This is a genomic window from Nostoc sp. CHAB 5715 (assembly GCF_020829685.1).
Classification (GTDB): domain Bacteria; phylum Cyanobacteriota; class Cyanobacteriia; order Cyanobacteriales; family Nostocaceae; genus Nostoc.
Window position 1 is genome coordinate 1 of record NZ_JAIVFR010000627.1, and the last position, 4,548, is coordinate 4,548.

At 43.3% G+C, this 4,548-nt stretch carries 3 protein-coding genes; all 3 read right to left on the bottom strand.

All coding sequences use genetic code 11. From position 1 onward, the window contains the following. Positions 1-439: 439 nt before the first annotated feature. A complete protein-coding gene (locus LC574_RS27670) occupies positions 440-745 on the bottom strand; it encodes a DUF4090 family protein (protein WP_229456880.1) in 306 nt (101 codons plus the stop codon). A gap of 259 nt (positions 746-1,004) precedes the next feature. Then, a complete protein-coding gene (locus LC574_RS27675) occupies positions 1,005-1,259 on the bottom strand; it encodes a hypothetical protein (RefSeq protein WP_229456881.1) in 255 nt (84 codons plus the stop codon). A gap of 129 nt (positions 1,260-1,388) precedes the next feature. Then, positions 1,389-4,469 (bottom strand): phosphoenolpyruvate carboxylase, encoded by a 3,081-nt coding sequence (gene ppc, locus LC574_RS27680; RefSeq protein ID WP_229456882.1) that lies wholly within the window; start codon positions 4,467-4,469, stop codon positions 1,389-1,391. Positions 4,470-4,548 lie beyond the last annotated feature (79 nt).

Genomic DNA, 4,548 nt, shown 5'->3' on the forward strand with positions numbered 1-4,548 from the left:
CTAATATTTGATTTCTGAAAAAGCTCGGTACAACTCGAAAAGCCTAATTCCTTATTCCCTACTCCCTACTCCCCACTCCCCGCCTACGTAGATAATTTCAAAAATCAAATACGATTCCTATAGTATAAAGACAAATTTAGACAGTCAAATAGGTAGATATTGCTCAAATACACACTAGACAGTTATTTGAGATATTTATTTATGCGTTTAAGACAGTGGACACAGGAGAGAGTTCACTGGAAAACATTTCTTTGCATCTTACCGTTTTGGTAGATACAACAGTGCTTAGGTTGGAGTTCGTAGGTTAGGACAGCTATCATTGGTGTCAACACCCAACAAATTTGGGCAAAATCTTCTTAAGTTGACACCAATGGGCATTGCTGTCCCCTTACAACATATTTGGTTCAAATAAATGAAAACTGTTGTAAAACGTTAACAATTATTTACCACTATAGAAAAAGGCAATTTCTTTTTCTTTTAGGGGTGCGAAACCAGCATCTACAAGTAATTGGTCGAGTTCTGGTTGGGGAATGTGTTTTGCACCAATTCGCACAATGCGCGATCGCATAGTATTAGATACGCCACTGCGCTGTCTATTGGCTTCTAGCGCCATAACTTTACCATAAAGTTCTAGCTTGGCAGGCGGAATCGGAGAACCATCAAAATCAATTCCCTGTGCGATCGCTTCATCAATAGCATCAGCACCAGTGGTGGTTTGATTTCCTGGGTTAGTTTCGGTAGGCATGGTGATTTACTCTTCTTCGCTATGGGTAGATTTTACCAGTCTTGCTGACACCAAACCTGCCTATTAGCTTTTTTGCTATCGAAGATTAATTGAAATTCTTTGCGCGAGAAATCTATCTTGATTAAGTCTGTCTAAATGATCTGAATCAGAAACCTCTAAGAAGGTTTTACTACGCAAAACCTGTCCCTCTCCGAGTCGGAGAGGGACAGACTTGAACTTTAGTTCAAGGCAGGGAGAGGTTCGTCGAACTCACGCTAGACTAATTACGAGCTTGTCGTGTCACCAAACCACCAACAAACGCCCCTAAAATAGTACCTGTCCATAGTCCTGTTGTGCTACCTTGCCATATTGCTCCTGGTGTCATCCAAGCGTTGCACATCTCCTTGAAACCCCAAGGTTGGTTTTGACATTTTTGGCTATGCAGCATTATGGTAATTTGCCCACTGGTGTAAGCACCAAAAAAACCTGCTGATAGCGCCAAAAAAGTGCAAATTAAAATTCTATTTTTAGTCATTTGTCATTAGTCATTTGTCATTGGTCATTAGTCATTAGTCATTGGTCAATTTCTTCCCCTGCCTCCCCTGCTCCCCCTGCTCCCTCATTCCCCATTCCCCATTCCCCACTCCCCACTCCCCATTCCCAATCAACCTGTATTTCTCATCCCGGCTGCAATCCCATTAATAGTTAATAATGCTCCTCGCAGTAACTCGCCTTTGCTGTAACGAGAGTGGATGACTCCAGAAGTAGCAGTATTTAGGGACTGCCGTAAGCGCTTGAGTAGTGAAACTTGGATAAATCCCAAGGGTACAATTGTGCCATTGCGTAACTGTACAGATCGTTGCAAGACAGGATCACCATCTAATAATCGATTGTGATCGGTGATTTTTAATACCAAATCTCTTGTGAGATAGAACTCGCTAGCAATTTGGTCAAAAACCTTGGCAAAACGAAGTTTATCTTCTGGTTTTGACAATTCTTGGACGTAGTGCTGTGCCATTTGCATGTCTACTTTTGCCAAGGTCATCTCGGCTTTAGAAATCACCATTTTGAAGAACGGCCACTTAACGTAAAAGTAGCGCAGCAATTTCAAATGTTCTTCTGGTTCTTCGTTCAAGAATTCTTGTACAGCTGTGCCGACGCCATACCACGAAGGAAGTAAAAAGCGGGTTTGTGTCCAGCTAAATACCCAAGGAATAGCTCGTAGGCTGCTTAAATCTTTCTTACCAGATGGACGCCGGGCTGGACGGGAACTAATTTGCAGTTGGCTAATTTCTTCAATGGGGGTTACTTCGTGGAAGAAGTCAACAAAATCAGGCTGTTCGTAGATTAAGGCACGATAATGTTGACGCGATCGCACTGCTAATTCTTCCATAATCTCATTCCAGGGTTCAATATCATCAAACCCTGTCCGCAGCAGGCTAGCTTGAATCACAGCAGTGGTGATGGTTTCCATGTGGTACAAAGCCAAGTCCAACAAGGAGTATTTAGAAGCCAAAACTTCTCCTTGTTCGGTAATCTTGATTCGCCCATTGATACTATGACCCGGTTGAGCCAAAATCGCCTCGTAAGCAGGGCCACCACCCCGTCCCACAGAACCGCCGCGTCCGTGGAAAATTCGCAAATTTACATCATAGTTTTCTGCTATTTGTTGCAGTGATTTTTGGGCTTTATGAATTTCCCAGTTGCTGCTTAAAAACCCAGAGTCTTTGTTGCTATCAGAATACCCCAGCATTACTTCTTGTAAGTTTGGGGGGAGGGGGGAGGCAGGGGGAGCAGGGGAGGTGGGGGAGGATGAATTTTCATCCACAACAGTTTCTATTTTTGTTTGTTCGTAGCCGCCAGCTAATAAAGCGCGATATAAGGGGAGTTCAAACAGTTTCCGCATGACGCTTCTGGAGCGTTGTAAGTCTTCTACTGTTTCAAATAGGGGGACAACTTGAATTGTTCCGACAGCAATCGCGGGGTCAAAAAGTCTGGCTTCTTTGGCTAAAAGCAATACTTCCAGCACGTCGCTTACGTCGCGGCACATGCTGATAATGTAAGTTTGGCAGATATTTAGACCAAATTCTTGTTGGAGCGATCGCACGACGCGAAAGGTTTCAATTACATCGTTGGTTTTTTCAGAAAATGGCAATTCTGCCGCAATTAACGGCCTCCGGGTTTGCAGTTCTCCTGTGAGCCAAGCGACTCTTTGCTCCTCAGATAGTTCGTTGTAAGGTTGAGGTAATATTTGCAGGTATTCTAGTATCTCATTGAGCGCATCGGCATGGCGAGATGATTCTTGGCGGATATCTAGCTGTGTCAAGTTAAAACCAAAAATTTCTACCTGACAGATCAGATTTTCTAATTCTCGACAGCTTAAACCTGTTTCTGTTAAGTTGCGCTGAATCATCCGCAGTTCTGCTAAAAAATCGTCTCCCGAAAGATACAAGGGGCTATCTTGATTTTTTGGCGTTTCCCGATTGTACAAAGCTAGATTGCGATCGCGAGTATTTTCTAGGCGTTTGAGCACATAAGCCAGTTTGAGCCGATAGGGTTCTTGCCGATAACGCAGCGCCAGTGCGTCATATACCTCACTCAACTGGGACTGATCCAATTCTAGAGATTCCAGTAAATCTGGTAATACATCACTCCAGTGCATCGACACACTTAATAATTCAATCAGATTTTTCACTGACTGAATATATCTCCCTAGCACCATTTTGCGCTGATAACAAGCTGTTTGCCAGGTAATTTCTGGTGTAACTGATGGATTCCCATCTCTGTCTGAGCCTACCCAGGAACCGAAAGAGCAAAAGTTTTTACTCGGTGGTTCTAGCCAAGGAAAGGTACTAGATAGAGTGTGTTTGAAACGTTTATAAAGTTGAGGAATGCCATCAAATAAAACTTCTTGGAAGTAGTGCAGGGCATAATCTACTTCATCTAGCACAGTAGGTTTGAACTGGTGAAGTTCGTCTGTACGCCACCAGAGGCGAATTTCTTCGAGTAATTGTTCGCGCACATCTGCTGCTTCCCAAGCATATCCCCCAGCTGTCGCACCAGAATAGTTTTCCAAAGCATCCAGTTTTTGCAAGAGTTGTACCACCTGGCGCTGCTTATCGCGGATGGTATGACGAACAATTTCCGTTGGGTGGGCTGTAAAAACTAAGCGCACATCCAGATGTGCAATTAGACGTTGAATTTGCTGGGGTGGTACATTCAGTTTGAATAAATAGGGAAACAAAGCAGTAAAAGTACCTTTTGGTTTGACTTGCGTTTTTTCTAGATAATTTTTTCTAAGGAACTCTACTGCTATTCCCTTGCTAACAGGCGCATCATCTTCCCTTTGATTGGAAGAATAGTTGACATTGGATGCTCTTTCTGCATCTGTAGCCTCTGTTTCTGCCTCATAGCGACTTAATTGCTGCCGTTGTTCGTATTCCTGCTCTATGATGTTAATCAACTGAAAATACAGAGCGAAAGCACGAGCCGCGCGAATTGCTTCGTTGATATTTAGTTGTTCAATCAATTTTACGGCTGAGGATGCTTGGTCATTTGTGGCTTGTCCTTCTGGTGAACACAAATCGCGCAACTGCCGCAACAAGTCTACCATGTTTTGGCCGCATTCTTGCCTCAGAACTGACTCCCACAATTCTTCCACTACCTGGAGACGATGACGCAAAAATAATTCCGACACCGGGTATATATCCGCAGTTTGAGACGAAGAGTATAAAAGGGAACCCATATTCTCTATTCTTGTAAAGCTAATTACTGTTTACGCTTCTAGGTTTTGCACTTAATGCTCACCAAGTTTTTCAGATCGG

What these genes read in the sequence shown, in the direction of transcription:
- LC574_RS27670 (WP_229456880.1), bottom strand. Translation starts at nt 745, where the DNA reads ATGCCTACCGAAACTAACCCAGGAAATCAAACCACCACTGGTGCTGAT.
- LC574_RS27675 (WP_229456881.1), bottom strand. Translation starts at nt 1,259, where the DNA reads ATGACTAAAAATAGAATTTTAATTTGCACTTTTTTGGCGCTATCAGCA.
- ppc (WP_229456882.1), bottom strand. Translation starts at nt 4,469, where the DNA reads ATGGGTTCCCTTTTATACTCTTCGTCTCAAACTGCGGATATATACCCG.